The organism is Stenotrophomonas maltophilia (assembly GCF_047782825.1).
In the GTDB taxonomy this organism is placed as follows: Bacteria; Pseudomonadota; Gammaproteobacteria; order Xanthomonadales; family Xanthomonadaceae; genus Stenotrophomonas.
The window spans coordinates 4,498,233-4,514,594 of sequence record NZ_CP180589.1 but is presented as its reverse complement, the minus strand read 5'-3'; the positions used below and the strand labels follow the sequence as shown (position 1 = coordinate 4,514,594).

Genomic DNA, 16,362 nt, shown 5'->3' with positions numbered 1-16,362 from the left:
GCCGGGCCCCGTGGGGTACTGCCCTGCGACCTCAGCGGTCGTTCTTCAGGTACTGCAGGAACGGGTCGTTCTTGTCCAGCACGATCACGCCGTTACCGTCGGTCATGGAGCCACGGTAGGCCTCCAGGCTGCGGTAGAAGGCGTAGAACGACGGATCGGCCGAGCCGGCCTTGCCGTAGATGCGCGCGGCATCGGCATCGCCTTCACCGCGCAGGCGCTGGGCATCGCGCTCGGCTTCGGCGATCAGCACGGTGCTGTCACGGTCGGCCTGGGCACGGATGGTCAGCGACTGCTCCTCGCCTTCTGCGCGCAGCTTGGCTGCTTCCTGCTTGCGCTGGGCGCGCATGCGCTCGTACACATCGTTGATCACCTGGCTGTCGGTGGGCAGATCGACCTGCTTGATGCGCAGGTCGATCATCTGCATGCCCAGGCCGGCCACGGCTTCGTTGATGCCCTTCAGCTGCTCGGCGATCAGCTCGCTGCGGTCACCGGACACCAGCTGCTGCAGGGTGCGCGAGTTGATCTGGTTGCGCAGGGAGTCGGTGATGATCGGGGCCAGGCGGGCATTGGCCACGCGCGGGTCGCCACCGGTGGCACGGAAGTAGTCGCCCACGTTGGAGATGTAGCCGATGGCGAAGAAGTCGACGCTGACGTCCTTCTGTTCGGCGGTGAAGTAGCGCGCCGGTGCAGTGTCCAGCACCTGGAAGCGGCGGTCGAACACGCGCACGGTTTCCACCACCGGCAGCTTGAAGTGCAGGCCCGGCTTGATGTCCGAACGCACCACCTTGCCCAGGTTCAGGACCATGGCGGTCTGGTCCTCGCGGACCACGTAGACCGAGCCCAGCAGGCCCAGCAGGGCCGCCACGGCGACGGCGATCCAGATCGAATTTCTCATCGGCTGCCCTCCTCACGGCCGCTCGGACGCCCGGTCGGGCGGGCCACCGGCCGGCCCGGGTCACGGGAAACTTCCGCTGCGGCACCCGGCAGCGACGGCATCACCACATCCGGGTTCGGCACGGCGGCCGGCGCGGAGGTGCTGGGACGGGTGTCGCCGGTCATCGGCACGTAGATCAGCTGGCGGCCATCGCCACCGATCACCTTGCGGTTCTCGCTCAGCACCTGCTGCACGGTTTCCAGCCACAGGCGCTTGCGGGTCACTTCCGGGGCGTCCTTGTACTGGGCCTGCAGCAGGCTGAAGCGCTGTGCATCACCCTCGGCCTTGGACACCACGGCCTGCTTGTAGCCTTCGGCGGTGGTACGGGCGCGCGAGGCCTGGCCACGGGCTTCCGGCACGACCTTGGCCGCGTAGGCCTGGGCTTCGTTGATCAGGCGTTCCTTGACCTGCTGGGCACCGTTGACTTCGTCGAAGGCCGGCTTGACCTCTTCCGGCGGACGGGCGTCCTGCAGGGTCAGGCCGGTCACGGTCAGGCCGGTCTTGAACGCGCCCAGCAGTGCCTGCAGGCGCTCCTCGGCGGCCACGGCCAGCGGGCCACGGTTGTTCAGCACGGCGTTGAGGTCGGCACGGCCGACTTCCTCGCGCACGGCGCTCTGCGCGGACTGCTCCAGCACACGGTCGGCGTCGACGGTCCCGAACAGGTACTGCTGCGGGTCATCGATGCGGTACTGCACGTTGAGCGAGACGTTGACGATGTTCTCGTCGCGGGTCAGCACCGGCACCTGGATCGAGAAGGTCTTGATCTCGGTGGCGTTGACCTTGGTGACCGATTCGATCGGCCAGGGCAGCTTGAAGTTCGGGCCCGGGGTCAGGATGCGCGAGAACTGGCCGAAGCGCAGCACCACGCCACGCTGCTGTTCGCCGATCAGCTGGAAGCTGGAGAACAGCACCAGCAGCACGACCGCCGCCGCCACCCAACGCAGGATACCCCCGTCGAACAGGTCCTTCAGCGGCCCGGGCAGACCGCCCCAGCCACCACCATTGCCACCGCCGCGCGACCCGAAGGGCCCGCGTCGATTGTCCTCGGGGCCTTGTCCGCCCTTGTTGCCGCCGGGTGTATTCCAGGCCATGCACGCTCCATCTATATGTGGGCTGCGGCGCGGGCCCTTCCCGCGGCGCCAGCCGTGAATCTTCACCGATCATACAAGATGGGGCGGACTGGCAGGTTTGAAAGGGGCCGGTCGGAGTAAGGTGGCGTTTTCCTCGAAGTCAGGCAGCGCCGATGGCCCCCACCACCCCGTTCACCGCCTTCCGTATCGAAAACGACGACGCCGGCTACCGCAGCGGCCTGGTCCAGCTGGGCGTGGACGACCTCAACCCCGGCCAGGTGCTGATCCGCGCCCACTGGTCCTCGGTGAACTACAAGGACGCCCTGGCCGGCACCGGCAAGGGCCGCATCCTGCGCCGCTTCCCGCTGGTGGGCGGGATCGACGTGGCCGGTACGGTGGTGGCCTCCAGCGACCCGGCCTGGCGCGAGGGCGATGCGGTGCTGGCCACCGGCTGCGGCCTCAGCGAGACCCGTGACGGCGGCTACAGCCAGTACGTGCGGCTGGATTCGAGCGCGGTGATCGCCCAGCCGGCCGGGCTGAGCCCGCGCGAGGCCATGGTGATCGGCACCGCCGGCTTCACCGCCGCGCTGGCCCTGCTGCGCCTGCAGGACAACCGGCAGACCCCGGAGCTGGGGCCACTGGCGGTGACCGGCGCCAGCGGCGGCGTGGGTGCGCTGGCCGTGGACATCTTCAGCCGGGCCGGATACGACGTGCATGCGATCAGCGGCAAGCCGGAACAGGCGGCCTTCCTGCGGGCCATCGGCGCGGCCGAGGTGCTGCCGCGCGAGGCGCTGGCCGATACTGCGCCGCTGCAGTCGGCCCGCTTCGGCGGCGGCCTGGACAATGCCGGTGGCCCGATGCTGGCGAGCCTGCTGGCGCAGACCGCGCCTTACGGCAGCGTGGTCAGTGCCGGCCTGGCGGCCAGCCCGAAACTGGAGATGACGGTGATGCCGTACATCCTGCGCGGCGTCTCGCTGTTGGGCGTGTCCTCGGCCAATGCACCGCGCAACCTGCGCGAGGACGTCTGGGCACGACTGGGCGACGCATGGAAGCCGCAGCACCTGGATCGCATCTGCACCGCCGAGGTTGATCTGCCGGGCCTGCCTGCCGTGTTCGAACGCATGCTGGCCGGCGGCTCGCTGGGCCGCACCGTGGTGCGGATCGACTGAACGTCGCAGGCAGGCGACGGACGGCAGCCCGCCTACTCCCACCGGCAATGTGCCCGCACTACACTGCGGGCATTACATGGGGAACAACATGGCACGCATTCTGATCGTCGACGACTCACCGTCGCAGCTGTTGGGGATACAGCGCATCGTCGAAAAGCTCGGGCACCAGATCCTGACCGCCACCGATGGCGCCGCCGGCGTGGAAACCGCCAAGGCCGAGCTGCCCGACCTGGTGCTGATGGATGTGGTGATGCCCAATCTCAACGGCTTCCAGGCCACCCGCACGCTGGCGCGCGACGAAGCCACCCGGCATATCCCGGTGATTCTGGTCACCACCAAGGACCAGGACACCGACCGCATGTGGGGCATGCGCCAGGGCGCCAAGGCCTACATCACCAAGCCGTTCTCGGAAGACGAGCTGTCCGAAGTGCTGGAGCGCGTGTTCGCCGGGCAGGGCTGAGGCGGCTTTTGTAGAGTCGAGCCATGCTCGACTGCTGTTGGCTCTTGTAGAGTCGAGCCATGCTCGACTTGCGCGCGCAGCGCGAAGGGCAGCCGAGCACGGGCTCGGCTCTACATGATGTTGCGCGAACGTCCGCCGGGCGTGGCCCGGCACTACCTTCAGATCGTCTCGCCAAAGGCCTTGGCCAGGTTCCGGTACGCCTTCTTCTGCGCCTCGTCGGTGGCCGCCGGCGCCACGATCTCCAGTTCCACGATCTGGTCGCCATCCGGGTTGCCCGGCAGGCCGCGGCCGCGCAGGCGCAGCTTGCGCCCGGCATCGGAATCGGCCGGAATCTTCAGTTCCACCGCACCGCCCAAGGTCGGCACGCTGATGCTGGTGCCCAGCGCGGCCTGCCACGGGGTGACCGGCAACGTGTGCAGGATGTTGCGGCCATCCACCTCGAACTGCGGGTGGGCGGCGTATTCCACTTCCAGCAGCAGATTGCCGCCATGGCTGCCCTGCCCCGCCAGACGGATCACCTGGCCTGGACGGATGCCCTTGGGCACACGCACATCCAGCTGCTTGCCGTTGACGGTGATGCGCAGGCTGTCCCCGCTGTACGCCGCTTCCAGCGGCACCGACAGCTTGGCCCGGGTATCACGGTTGGGCGCATGCCCCTGGCTGCTGAAGCCCGGGCCGGGGCCCGCGCCCTGCCCGCCGCGCTGGCGCGCGAACAGGCTTTCGAAGAAATCGCTGAAGCCACCGCCGGCACCACCGCCGCCGAAGACCTCCTCGAAATTGAAACCACCGGCACCGCCGTAGTTCGGCGGCACGTTGAATTCCTCGCCGGGGCGGTAGCCCTGGGCGCGCAGCTGGTCATAGGCCGCGCGCTTTTCCGGATCGCGCAGCGCCTCGTAGGCCTCGTTGACCGCCTTGAATTTGTCCTCGGCGCCGGCCTCCTTGCTGACGTCGGGATGATACTTGCGCGCCAGCCGGCGGTAGGCCGTCTTGATCTCCGCCTCACCCGCACTCGGTTCCACCCCCAGGGTGGCGTAGTAATCCTTGAATTCCATCCAGCTACCTCGTTTCGCTTCGGCCGCGCCGGTGGCGCCGCCCCGGGTTCATTCTACGCGCCGGCGATGCTACGCCGCCGCTCGTGCGGCCCCGGTGAGGCCAACTGATCCAGCGCAATGCGCCTGCCATCGCCCTGCCCCAGGCTGTGGCTGGAAGCCCCGGCCGCCAGGTCCCAAGATGGGGCGTGCACGCCGGATTTCCAATGTCTTGACGCCTCCCTCCCATTGGCCCCACTAGCCTGCCCAGCAAGGAGTTCCCATGACCATCCACGTCGGCGACCGTATTCCGGAAGTGACCCTCAAGCGCATCCGCGAGGGCATCGAGACCCTGGACACCCACGCCCTGTTCGATGGGCGCAAGGTGGTCCTGTTCGCCGTGCCCGGCGCCTTCACGCCCACCTGCTCGGCCCGCCACCTGCCGGGCTTCGTTGAGAAGTTCCAGACGTTCCGCCAGCGCGGCATCGATGTCTACTGCCTTGCCGTGAACGACCCGTTCGTGATGAAAGCCTGGGCGGGCGACCAGCACGTGCCCGATGGGCTGCTGATGCTGTCCGACGGCAACGCCGAGCTGACCCATGCACTGGGCCTGGAAATGGATGCCAGCGCCTCGGGCATGGGCATCCGTTCGCGCCGCTTTGCCCTGTACGTGGTCGACGGCGTGGTACGCGCCGCCTGGATCGAGGAACCCGGCCAGTTCGAGGTGTCCTCGGCCGACTACGTGCTGGAGCACCTTCCCACCTGACACCCCACTGCACGAGGAAACGGCCAGCCATGTCCAACAAGCCAGCCAAAGCCAGCAAGACCGCCGCCCGGCCCAGCACACAGGTACCCGGCATCAGTGACCGCAAGACCCTGCGTGACCGCGCGCGCCGCAACATCGAGGACGGTGCGATCACCGACAGCTACAGCGCCGACCGCAAGGTGGTGATCAAGCTGCTCAACGATGCGCTGGCCACCGAGTATGTGTGCGTCCTGCGCTACTACCGGCACTACTTCATGGCCAAGGGCATGCTGGCCGATGCGGTGAAGGCCGAATTCCTCGAGCACGCGCAGCAGGAACAGGCGCATGCCGGCAAGCTGGCCGAGCGCATCGTGCAGCTGGGCGGCGAGCCGGATCTCAACCCGGATACCTTCAGCGCGCGCTCGCACGCCGAGTACAAGGAAGGCAGCGACCTGCGCGACATGGTGCGCGAGAACCTGGTGGCCGAGCGCATCGCCATCGACAGCTACCGCGAGATGATCAACTTCATCGGTGATCGCGATACCACCACCAAGCGCATCCTGGAAGAAATCCTGGCGCAGGAGGAGGAACACGCCGACGAGTTCGCTGACCTGCTGGATGGCTGGATCGGGAAATAGCGGCACCCTGCACTCTGTAGAGCCGAGCCCGCGCTCGGCTGCCTGTTGCACGTCCGCTACAGATGCAGCCGAGCATGGGCTCGGCTCTACAACAGCGAGGCAGACGTCACCGCAGCACCGTGAACCGCACCTGGGTCCAGGCGCCATCGGTGGCCAGCGCGGTCAACGTGTGTGCACCGGGTTCGGCGAATTCGCGCTGCATCAGCTGTGCGCCCTGCGTGCGGGCAATCCAGCGCCCGTCCAGCAGCCAGTCCACCGCCTGTTCGCTGCCCAGCGCCCGCAGCTGCAGGCGCACACCGTGCTGGGCATTGGGCGCACGCGCCAGGGCTGCACCATCGTTGAGCCCATCCACATGCAGGGCCACGCTGGCGTCACGCCCGTCATTCCTGCAATCCGGCGCCAGCGGCGGCAGCTGCGAGGCGTCGCGCGTGGCCTTGGGCAACCACGGTGACAGCAACGCTGGCCAGCGCGCGATCTCGCGCTCCTCTTCCTGGTGCGGGGCGCTGCAATCGGCGGACAGGCGCTGGCCGGTGCGCACATCGGCCACGTAGCGCTGCCGCCCGGGCTGCCAGCGCCGCGCTTCGCGCTCGGGGAAGGTGGGCGGCACGCCGCCATCCAGCAGCCACGCGGTCATCCGCCGCTGGCACAGCGACGCCGGCAACGACTCGGCCAGTTCGCCGGTCGGCCAGCACACATCCGCGCGGCTGACACTGGCCGGCATCGGCGCAGCGGCGGCATCGCCGGGCTGGCGCGGCAGGCTGTCGACCACTTCAAACATCAGCGGCAGCGCGGTGACCGCGCCGTACTGCCCCGGCAGCGGCGTGCCATCAGGCCGCCCCACCCACACGCCCACCGTGTAGTGGCGGGTGCTGCCGATCGCCCAGGCATCGCGGTAGCCATAGCTGGTGCCGGTCTTCCAGGCCACGCGCGGGCGGCCGGCGACATCGAAGGTACCCACGCCGTAACCCGGCCGCGGGTTCGATTCCAGCATCTCGCGCACGATCCAGCTGGCGCCGGGCGAGGCCAGCCTGCGCTCGATCATCGGCTCGTCATCGGTGTAGCGCACGCGGCCGGCGATGCCGTTGCGGTTCAGCGCAGCGAAGGCGCCCACCAGATCTTCCAGGCGTGCACCGGTGCCACCGAGGATCAGCGAAAGATTGGGCGAACTGCCCGGCGGGAAGCGCAACTGGATACCCGCGTGCGAAAGACGCGCGGCGAAGCGTGCCGCGCCCACGCGCTGCAGCAGGTCCACCGCCGGCACATTGAGCGACAGGCGCAGCGCATTGGACGCGCCCACCGGACCGTTGAAAGCTTCATCGAAGTTGCCTGGCCGGTAGTTGCCGAAGCTCTGCGGCGCATCCACGAGCAGGCTCTCCGAATGGATCAGGCCATCATCCAGCGCCATCGCGTACAGGAACGGCTTGAGCGTGGAACCCGGCGACCGCCACGCCTGGACCATGTCCACATGGCCCAGCCGCTGGCGATCACCGAAGGACAGCGTGCCCACGTAGGCACGTGCCTGCAGGGTCTGGTTATCGACCACCAGCAGCGCGGCCGAAGTGCGCTCGGGCAGCGTGGAGAAGTAGCTGGCCACGCGCTCTTCCAGCGTGCGCTGCAGGTCAAGGTCAACGCTGCTCTGGATGCGCGCCTGGCCCGGGTGCGCCGAATGCAGCCGCTGCGCCAGCAGGGCTGCATGCAGCGGGGGACGCAGCGAGCGGGCAACCACGTTCTCGATGCGCGCATCCTCCACCTCGTCCAGCGTCCACACGCCCAGTTCGGCCATGCGCGCCAGTACCTTGTCGCGGGCCTTCTGCGCCGCTTCCGGGTGGCGGTCCGGGCGCAGCCGGCTGGGCGCCTGCGGCAGCACCGCCAGCAACGCAGCTTCGGCATGCGACAGCTGGGTGGCCGGCTTGCCCAGGTAGGCCCAGCTGGCCGCTTCCACGCCCTCAATGGTGCCGCCGTAAGGCGCGCGTTCCAGGTACAGCGCCAGGATCTGCGCCTTGGACAGATGCACTTCCAGCTGCACCGCACGCAGCATCTGCTTGAGCTTGCCCCAGGGCGTGCGCGAATGCGGGTCGAGGATGCGCGCGACCTGCATGGTCAGGGTGGAGCCACCGGACACGATGCGGCCGCCGCGCAGCAGCTGGCCGCCGGCGCGCAGGATCGCCAGCGGGTTGATGCCGGGGTGCTTCCAGAACCAGCGGTCTTCGTAGGTCAGCAGCGCCTGCAGGTACAGCGGCGAAACGCTGTCGGCCGAGGCCGGGTAGCGCCACACGCCATCGGCATCGGCGAAGGCACGCAGCGGGCTGCCATCGGCGGCCACCACCAGGGTGCTGGTATCGCGCTGCTTCGGCAACGGCGGCGGGAAGGCGAAATCCAGTACCAGCAGCAGCAACAGCAGTGCCGCCGTGCCCCAGCGCAGCCAGGGCCACAGCGGTTGCAGCCAGCGCCGCAGGGCTGCGCGCCGGGTCGTCCCGTCCATCTTCATTGCAGCGTGCCGGTAGGACGGGCCGCGCCGTCGCGGCCCGTCCGCGCGGTCACGGCTGGACCACCGTGATCGTGGTCGGGTTGCTGCGGCCCACGCCACGCAGCTGCGGGCGATACATGTCCTCCACCAGCGGCGGCGGCACCGAGTAGGTGCCCGGGGTCACCGCACGCACCAGGTAGAACACGTTGGCCTTGCCGCCACGCGAGAGCTTCAGCGCGGCCACGTAGCGGTCATCGCGGAATTCCTCGTGCTTGGTGTCAGCCGCCGAGCTGCGGTCGCTGATGGTGATGCCATCAACCACCACATCCGCCCACTGCTTGGCATCGCCCAGGTTGAAGTTCTCGATCTCCAGGCCCGCCGGCAGCAGGTCGGTCAGCAGCGCATCGGGCATCTGCGTGTCGGCACTGATGGTGATGCGCACGATCAAGGCTTCGCCTTCCTTCAGCGGACGCGGCGACCACGGCTTGCCATCGGTGCCGAAGTAGCTGCGCTCGACGCCCAGCACGCTGTTGTCCGGTGCCGGGGCCGTGCGCGGGATGCCGGCCACATCGATGCTGGCGAACATCGGCGGCTGGCCCTGCGGGGTGAAGCGCACGCCGCTGGCCAGTTCGCTGGCGGTGAAGTTGCGCCCGAACAGCTTGCGCTCGCCGATCGACTCGCTGTTGCCACCGATTACCAGTTCACCGGCCACCAGTGCCTTCTGGTTGGCCGCCAGGGCCTTGCCGAGGCGGGCGATGGCCACCTGTTCCTGCGTGCTGAGCCACATCCAGCCGGCATTGCGGCGCGCATCCAGGCCACGGCCCAGATCGACCGCACGCGCGTCCCAGGCCGGCTTGGCCAGCTTGTTTTCGTGGGTGAGGGCGATCATCAGCGCGTCATCGCGGATCGCGCTGCCGTAATCGCCGAAGTACGACGGACGCTCGCTGCTGGACTTGGCAAAACCGGCCGCCAGCGCCGCCTGGCCACGCTTGGCGTCGCCCTGCAGCGACAGCGCTATGCCCAAGTGGACCAGCGACAGGCCCCCCACCGCCTTGCCACGCTCGTTGTCGTACAGCGTGCGCAGGGTTCCGAGCGGGGCGCGGTTGACCCGGGCCAGCACGTAGCCCGAGTAGGCCTGGTTGGCGAACTTCAGCTTCTCGCGCTCATCCTGGCCGTAGAACTGGTTGCCGCCGGACAGCAGGTCCTCGCTGAGGCGGTTGAGCGCCTTCTGCAGCACGTTGTCCGGCACGGCGAAGCCGGCATCCTTGGCATCGAGCAGGAACTCGGTGATGTACGGGGTCAGCCACGGGTTCACGTAGCCATCGTCACCCCACATCGAGAAGTTGCCATTGGCTACCTGCATCGACGCCAGCCGCCCGAACGCACCTTCCATGCGCTCGCGCCGGGTCTTGGCATCCAGGCCATCGGCACCCAGCATCGACGAGGTGGCCTGGTCCAGGATCAGCGCGGCGTAGCCCTTGCTGGTGGTCTGTTCGGCACAGCCGTAGGGATAGTTCAGCGCACCCTGCAGGGCACTGGCGAACGGAATCGGCGGCAGCGGGCTGACCAGCAGGCGTGCGTTCACCGATTCGGGCATCAGCCCATCGGTCAGGCCACCGTCCAGGCTGACTGCCGCCAGCGGATCCAGCGTACGCACCTGCGAACGGATCACCTGCGGCCACGCCGCTCGCACCGGCAGCTCGTAGCGGCGGTCGGCCTTGAAGCCGTTGCCATCCACGCGCACCCGCACCTTGGCCACGCTGTTGCCCTCGCGGGCCGACAGCGGGAAGCTCAGGGTGGTCTTGGCATCGGTATTCAACTGCACGCTGCGGCTGCCCTCGCCCAGGTTCAACGGGCCTTCGGTTTCCACCTTCACGTTGAACTGGCCGGGCTTGCCGGTGAAGTTCTGCACGTCCAGGGTCACCGTGCTGCGGTCGCCCGGGGCCAGCACGCGCGGCATGCTGGCTTCGGCCAGGATCGGCGCGCGCACGATGGTTTCCACATCGCGCTTGCCGTACTGGTCATCGCTGTAGACCAGCGCCGATACGCGCAGGGTACCGTTGAAGTCCGGCACCTTCAGGCGGATGCGGGCGTTGCCCTTGGCATCGAGCTGCACCGGGCCGGAGAACAGGTCCACGGTCTGCACGCGCGCGGTCGGTCGCTTGGCCTGCGGCAATGCCTGCAGGGCCATGTCGCCACCGAACTTCAGCTTGCCGTTGCTGCCGTCGAAGCTCTCGATCACCCGGCTGTAGATGTCATAGGCATCGATGCCGAGGCGGCGCTGGGCGAAGAAGTGCGCACCGGCATCGGGCACCGGGAAGCGGGTGATGTTGAGGATGCCCACGTCCACCGCCGAAACAGTGACATGCGCGGTCTTGCCGGCCAGCTGCGGTGCGCTGACCGTCACCGGCAGGTCCTGTTCCGGGCGCATCTGCTTGGGCGCGACCAGGCCCACGGCCACGGTACGGCCCTTGCGGTCCATCGGCACGTGCACCACGCCCACGGCACGGGCCGGGGTGATCTTGCTGGGCGCACTGCCGCCGCGGAACACCAGGGCGGTGATGTAGACGTCGTGGCGCTCCCAGTCAGCGGTGACCGGGATCTTGTAGGTGGCACCGGGCTTGGCGTCGATCTCCTGCACGTACAGCATGCGGTCGGTCTCGACCATCAGGATGCCCTTGCCGGCATGCGGCGGGGTAACCGTCACCTGCAGGGTGTCGCCAGCCTTGTAGCCGGTCTTGTCCAAGCCCAGCTTGACCTTGTCCGGGCGTGCATCCAGGCCGCGGTTGTCATCGCCCCAGCTCCAGCCGGCACGGAACGGATAGCGGCTGGTCAGGCCGGTGGACGGATCGAACACATCCACCCGGTACTCGCCCCACTCCACCGGGAAATCGAAGGCGACCGCACTGCTGCCGGCATCGACGGTGCGGGTTTCCTTATTCTCGAAACGGCGGGTGAAGTCGTAGTCCCAGCGGTTGTCGTTGAAGGTCCAGTGGTAGTCGCGCAGCTCGCGCACCAGGGTGACCTTCAGGCCCTTGGCCGGCTGCGGCTTGCCGGCCGCGTCCACGCGCATCAGCTCGAAGCGCGCGTTGCCGTTGGAATCGGCACCGTCATCGGGGTTGAACAGAGGGCGCACGCCGACCAGTGCATTGGCCGGCCACATGACGCGCTTGAGGGTGCGGGTGACCGTGCGGCCGCCGGTTTCATACAGGCTGCCCGACAGCACCACGGCAATCGGCGCCTTGGCTTTGGCTGCCTCTTCCGGCAGCGCCACGTCTTCGCGCAGCTGGCCATTGGCCGGCAGCGTGGTATCGACCACGTCCTTGGCTTCGCGCGGCAGCTGCAGGGTCGGGTCGCCGAAGAAGTAGCCCGGCAGGTTGTCGACCGGCTTCTGCTCGGCGCTGACCGCCATGCGCGCGGTGAAGCGGTTGCCATCGGCCGGGGCGCCGTACAGATAGGCGCCGTTGGCCTGCAGCCGCAGCTCCTCGCCCGGCTTCAGCGTCTTCTGCGCGCTGTCCAGGTCCAGCTTCATGCGCTCGGGCAGGAATTCCTCGATGCGCAGGGTCATGCCCTGGATCGCTTCCTTGCTGGCCGGGTCGGTGCGGAACTCAACCTGCCAGCGCCCGGTCGGCGCCTCGACGGGAATGGTCTGCTCGAAGTTGATGTAGCCCTGCTCGCCCGGTTCCAGGCGGGTCTCGCGGAAGGTCTTGCCGTCGGGCTGCTTCAGGCGCAGGAACACCGGCTGTGCCTTCACCGGCTTGCCGTCGTTGTCGCGCAGCAGGGCCGACAGGCGCACGGTTTCGCCCGGGCGGTACAGATCGCGGCCGGACCAGGCGTAGACGTCGAACCAGGCGTTGTCACGGCCGGCCACGGCGAATTCGCTCAGGTCCAGTGCGGGCTGGTTGAACGGCAGGAAGCTGGTGTCCTTGCCACTGCTGGCCACCAGCACGTGGGTGGCGTCCAGGGTGTAGTTCAGCAGTGCGTTGCCGTTGCCGTCGGTGCTGCCCTTGAGCACCACTTCGCCCTTGGCGTCGAGCACGCGCAGGTCGACGTTCTTCAGCGCCGCACCGTCCTTCAGGCCGGCGGTGTGGACGAACAGCTTGTCCTTGTAGGCACGGGTATGCAGGCCGATGTCGCTGACCGAGAAGAAGGCGGTATCGAACTCGCCCTCGTAATCGCCGGTGCGCTTGAGCAGGGCGAAGTACAGGCCCGGCTCCTGCAGTTCCTTGATGTCCTGGGTGGGCAGGTAGGTCAGGACCCGCTCGTTCTGCTTGCCGCCCAGGATGAAGCGGTTGACGTAGACCGGCTCGGCCAGCTTGTTGATCGGGCTGCGCTCGTAGTCACTGCTCAGTTCCCAGCTGCCACGGCGGCCGCCGCGCTGGTACTGGCTGAAGAAGGTCGGCAGGTCCTTTTCGCGCACGCGCAGGAACTCGACGTCCACTTCGGGCACGTTCACCGACACCACCGGCAGGCCACGGCTGTCCTTGGCCGGCAGCACGCTGCCCTGCGAGGCGAAGCCGGCCACCGGCTTCAGTTCACCGCTGAACACCTTCTGCTTCAGTTCCTTGCCCAGGCGGCTGCCGTCGGCGGCCAGCAGGTCCGGGGAAACGACCAGGCTGTACTCCTTGCCGGCTTCAACGAAGGGGTAGCGCAGGGTCAGGCCGTCATCGGACAGGGTCCAGCTGCTGTCATCGTTGCCGACCTTTTCCTCGAAGCGCACCAGTTTGTCGAAGTCCTGGGTGCCGACCAGCGGGCGCGAGAACTCCAGCGCCAGCGACAGGCCTTCACTCTTCTGGTCCGGGTAGGCGCGCAGCAGGGTGAATTCCTTCACCTGCTCGGCCTTGGTGGTGATTGCCTCGCCACTGGCCTTGGGCAGCTGCCCGCTGTCGTTGCGGCAGCCGGCCAGGCCCAGCAACAGGCCTCCTGCCAGTACCGCCGCCGCCCATCCCCACCGCTTCCGCCGTGCCGGACCGCTCATGTCGTCACTCCTTGATCGAGGCGGCCATTATAGGCGCGTCGCGTCAAGGTGTTGACGCGGTTTCGGCAAGCACCCCGCCCCTACCCCGGCAGATACAGGTCCACATAGTCGGTCACCGGCATCGCCGCCAGCGCCACCGGGTCCAGCGAGGCCGCCAGGATGCGCTGCTGCTGGGCGGTCGGGAACCGGTGGGCCAGGTGCCGGCGGAACTTGTCCATCAGCAGCGGGATGCCCTCCTCCCGGCGTCGGGCGTGGCCCAGCGGGTACTCCACCAGCACCTCGGGCAGCGGGCTCCCATCGCTGAAGTGCACGGTCAACCCGTTGGCGATGCTGCGCTTGGCCGGGTCCAGGTAATCGGCGCTGAGCTGAGGGTCTTCCTGGCAGACCATCTTCGCCCGCAGTGCGTCGATGCGCGGATCGGCTGCCATGTCGTCCTCGTAGTCCTCGGCCACCAGCCGCCCATGCAGCAGCGCGATGGCGACCATGTACTGCACGCAGTGATCGCGGTCGGCCGGGTTGTGCAGCGGCCCCTGCTTGTCGATGATGCGGATGCAGGCCTCCTGGGTACGGATGTCGATGTGCGCGATGTCATCGACCGTGCGGCCCATCGCACGCAGCTGCGCGTGCAGGATGATGGCCGCCTCCACCGCTGTCTGGCCGTGGAACTCGGCCGGGTAGCTGATCTTGAACAGCACGTTCTCCATCACGTAGCTGCCCAGCGGGCGGCCCAGGACCAACGGCTGGCCATGCATGGAAACGGCTTCGAAGCCCCAGGTCGGCGCGCTCAGCACGCTGGGGTAACCCATCTCGCCACTGGCCGCCATCAGTGCCAGACGCACACCGCGGCTGGTCGCATCCCCGGCCGCCCAGCTCTTGCGCGAGCCGGTGTTGGGCGCATGCCGGTAGGTGCGCAGGGCCTGCCCATCGACCCAGGCCAGCGACAGCGCATTGAGCATGCGCTCACGGTCCAGCCCAAGCAGGTGCGCGACCACCGCCGTGGTGGCCACCTTGACCAGCACCACGTGGTCCAGCCCGACCCGGTTGAACGAATTCTGCAGCGCCAACACGCCCTGGATCTCGTGCGCCTTGATCATCGCCAGCAACACGTCGTGCACGGTCGGTGGGGGACGACGCAGGGCCTGCGCGTTGCGCCCCAGCCAATCGAGGACGGCAAGGATGCCGCCCAGGTTGTCCGATGGATGGCCCCACTCGGCGGCCAGCCAGGTGTCGTTGAAATCGAGCCAGCGCACCATCGCGCCGATGTTGAAGGCGGCCTGCACCGGGTCCAGCGCGTAATGCGTACCGGGCACGCGCGCGCCGTTGACCACGCTGATGCCCGGCACCAGCGGACCGAGCAGCTTGCTGCAGGCGGGGAAGGACAGTGCTTCCAGCCCGCAGCCCAGCGTATCGAGCAGGCAATGGTGCGCGGTCTGGAAGGCCAGCGGTGAGTCGATGCGGGCGTCGCGCACGTAGTCGACGATGTCCAGCAGCAGCGCATCCCACGCTGCACGCTCGTTGGAGGGGGTGTGGCTGCTGGACATCATCCGGACTCCGGTAGCGCCAGGCCACGCCCGGCGGCTCATGGGCGGGCCCTGCTGCACCGCCGGGCATGGCCCGGCGCTGCCGCGATGGTCCCGCGTTACAAGGTGTCGGCCGGCACCCGTACCTTGCCTTCCATCAACACGCGGGCGCTGCGGCTCATGATGGCCTTGGTCACCGTCCACTGGCCGTCAACGCGCCCGGCCTGTGCACCCACGCGCAGGGTGCCGGACGGATGGCCGAAGGTCACCGCCTCGCGTTCACCGCCACCGGCGGCGCGATTGACCAGCGTTCCCGGTATCGCCGCCGCGGTACCGATCGCCACCGCCGCCGTGCCCATCATGGCGTGGTGCAGCTTGCCCATCGACAGCGCGCGCGCGTGCAGATCGATGGCCGATGCCGGAATGGCCTTGCCGCTGGACGATACGTAATCCTGCGCCGGCGCCACGAAGGCCACCTTCGGCGTGTGCTGGCGGGTGGCCGCATCGTCCAGTTTCGAGATCAGCCCCATGCGCAGCGCGCCGTAGGCCCGGATGGTCTCGAACTTCTGCAGCGCCGTCTTGTCTTCGTTGATGGCCGGCTGCAGCTCGGTGCCGGTGTAGCCCAGGTCGGCGGCGTTGAGGAAGATGGTCGGAATGCCCGCGGTGATCATGGTCACCTCGAAGCTGCCCACGCCCGGCACGTCCAGCGTGTCGACCAGATTGCCGGTGGGGAACATCGCACCGCCGTCGCCGTCGTCGGACGGATCGATGAATTCCAGCTGGATCTCGGCCGCCGGGAAGGTCACGCCATCCAGCTCGAAGTCGCCGGTCTCCTGCACTTCGCCATCGCGCATCGGCACGTGGGCGATGATGGTCTTGCCGATGTTGGCCTGCCAGATGCGCACGGTGCACAGGCCGTCACGCGGCACGCGGGCCGGATCGATCAGGCCGTTGGCGATCGCGAACGGGCCGACGGCGGTACTGAGGTTGCCGCAGTTGCCGCTCCAGTCGACGAAGGCAGTGTCGATCGACACCTGGCCGTACAGGTAGTCCACGTCGTGGTCGGGCACCGAGGCGGTGGAGATGATCACGCACTTGCTGGTGCTGGACGTGGCGCCGCCCATGCCGTCGGTCTGCTTGCCATACGGGTCGGGCGAACCGATCACGCGCATCAGCAGTGCATCGCGCGCGGCGCCCGGCACCTGTGCGGCTTCGGGCAGGTCCTGCAGGCGGAAGAACACGCCCTTGCTGGTGCCACCGCGCATGTAGGTGGCGGGAATACGGAGTTGCGGGAGGAAGGTCATGGATGTGTTCCTTGCAAAGAAAGACGGCCCGTTGCCGGGCCGTCGGATG

General features: G+C 68.2%; 11 protein-coding genes. 4 read left to right on the top strand and 7 right to left on the bottom strand.

What is annotated here, in order from left to right:
- Positions 1-31: 31 nt before the first annotated feature.
- Both hflC and hflK read right to left on the bottom strand, forming a co-directional pair.
- Complete coding sequence (gene hflC, locus ACM2ZB_RS20640) at positions 32-895, bottom strand: protease modulator HflC (RefSeq protein WP_416056801.1); 864 nt, start codon at positions 893-895, stop codon at positions 32-34.
- Positions 892-2,025, bottom strand: coding sequence for an FtsH protease activity modulator HflK (hflK, locus tag ACM2ZB_RS20635; RefSeq protein WP_313442178.1), 1,134 nt, complete (start codon positions 2,023-2,025; stop codon positions 892-894). The genes hflC and hflK overlap by 4 nt, the downstream gene beginning before the upstream one ends.
- A 152-nt stretch (positions 2,026-2,177) precedes the next feature.
- Here hflK and ACM2ZB_RS20630 point away from each other — a divergent pair, with 152 nt between their 5' ends.
- Together ACM2ZB_RS20630 and pilH are read left to right on the top strand one after the other, a co-directional pair.
- A complete protein-coding gene (locus ACM2ZB_RS20630; protein ID WP_416056800.1) occupies positions 2,178-3,173 on the top strand; it encodes a YhdH/YhfP family quinone oxidoreductase in 996 nt (331 codons plus the stop codon).
- Positions 3,174-3,261: 88 nt separating this feature from the next.
- Entirely contained in the window at positions 3,262-3,633 is a 372-nt protein-coding gene (pilH, locus tag ACM2ZB_RS20625; RefSeq protein ID WP_005410644.1) for a twitching motility response regulator PilH, read from the top strand.
- A gap of 158 nt (positions 3,634-3,791) precedes the next feature.
- On the opposite strand, the gene ACM2ZB_RS20620 is transcribed toward pilH, so the two are convergent.
- Entirely contained in the window at positions 3,792-4,685 is an 894-nt protein-coding gene (locus ACM2ZB_RS20620; RefSeq protein WP_313442182.1) for a DnaJ C-terminal domain-containing protein, read from the bottom strand.
- Positions 4,686-4,944: 259 nt separating this feature from the next.
- Between ACM2ZB_RS20620 and ACM2ZB_RS20615 the strand changes: the two genes are divergently transcribed.
- Entirely contained in the window at positions 4,945-5,427 is a 483-nt protein-coding gene (locus ACM2ZB_RS20615) for a peroxiredoxin (RefSeq protein ID WP_416056799.1), read from the top strand.
- A 29-nt stretch (positions 5,428-5,456) separates the two neighbouring features.
- Positions 5,457-6,044 (top strand): ferritin-like domain-containing protein, encoded by a 588-nt coding sequence (locus tag ACM2ZB_RS20610; RefSeq protein WP_416056798.1) that lies wholly within the window; start codon positions 5,457-5,459, stop codon positions 6,042-6,044.
- A gap of 106 nt (positions 6,045-6,150) precedes the next feature.
- Here the strand turns inward: ACM2ZB_RS20610 and pbpC are convergent, their stop codons facing one another.
- The 4 genes from pbpC to prpF all read right to left on the bottom strand — a co-directional run bounded on the left by pbpC (position 6,151) and on the right by prpF (position 16,313).
- Complete coding sequence (gene pbpC, locus ACM2ZB_RS20605) at positions 6,151-8,532, bottom strand: penicillin-binding protein 1C (RefSeq protein ID WP_416056797.1); 2,382 nt, start codon at positions 8,530-8,532, stop codon at positions 6,151-6,153.
- Between the two features lie 49 nt (positions 8,533-8,581).
- Positions 8,582-13,489, bottom strand: coding sequence for an alpha-2-macroglobulin family protein (locus tag ACM2ZB_RS20600; protein ID WP_416056796.1), 4,908 nt, complete (start codon positions 13,487-13,489; stop codon positions 8,582-8,584).
- Positions 13,490-13,569: 80 nt separating this feature from the next.
- Positions 13,570-15,030, bottom strand: a complete 1,461-nt coding sequence (locus ACM2ZB_RS20595; RefSeq protein ID WP_416056795.1) for a bifunctional 2-methylcitrate dehydratase/aconitate hydratase — start codon at positions 15,028-15,030, stop codon at positions 13,570-13,572.
- Positions 15,031-15,128: 98 nt separating this feature from the next.
- Positions 15,129-16,313: a 2-methylaconitate cis-trans isomerase PrpF gene (gene prpF, locus ACM2ZB_RS20590; RefSeq protein ID WP_416056794.1), complete on the bottom strand. Its 1,185-nt coding sequence runs from the start codon at positions 16,311-16,313 to the stop codon at positions 15,129-15,131.
- Positions 16,314-16,362 lie beyond the last annotated feature (49 nt).